This window comes from Phosphitispora fastidiosa, from assembly GCF_019008365.1.
Classification (GTDB): domain Bacteria; phylum Bacillota; class Thermincolia; order Thermincolales; family UBA2595; genus Phosphitispora; species Phosphitispora fastidiosa.
This window is the reverse complement of sequence record NZ_JAHHUL010000064.1, coordinates 1-605: the sequence shown is the minus strand read 5'-3', so window position 1 is coordinate 605 and position 605 is coordinate 1. Positions and strand designations below refer to the sequence as shown.

Annotated in this window: 1 pseudogene; it reads right to left on the bottom strand. The window is 45.6% G+C overall.

Annotated features, from left to right (window positions below):
• Positions 1-347, bottom strand: a pseudogene (locus Ga0451573_RS18945) (RNA-guided endonuclease InsQ/TnpB family protein); the annotation flags it as partial.
• Between the last annotated feature and the right edge of the window lie 258 nt (positions 348-605).

Sequence of the window (605 nt, the reverse complement as noted above, 5' to 3'; positions counted from 1 at the left end):
TGGCTGTCATCGTAGGTAACAGCTAATTGCAAACCCCGGTCATAGATGAGTTCGATCTCTTTGACCTTACCGGGTGGCAGCTTCTTAATCCGCACCATAATTGGCTTTTGGCGTTTGCCGCCAAAGAGACCAAGGCTTAACTCAATCTTCCCATTTTTAAGAATTCGGAACCCATCCTTTTTCCACTTGGTATTGAAGTGCTGCTTCTCCTTATATGGATAGCGGATTTGGGTATAGCCCGATACCCGGGCTTGCCGGGCATTGTTCCTGGCATCCAGATATTTTTCAAATATGGCTTGGATAGACTGACTGTGGATTGGGTACTGCCCTTTGGTGGCAAAGTGCAAAGACCTTTGGTCAATCCATTTACCGGTTTGTTGGAAGTGCTCTTTAGCCAGGCGCAGGACTCATTCCAAACCTGTGCTGATACACGGTTGCAGGCGAAAAGACGGTCGAGATTTTCTTTGGATGTACGGAACTTTGTTTTTAAGGCTCTTATAATACTGAACACCTCCTTTCATCCGTTCTAACCTTATTTTACCACAATTGAGAACGAAAGGGAACTGGTGTTCGGGGAAAATATTCAGAACGGCGATTCATCTCAC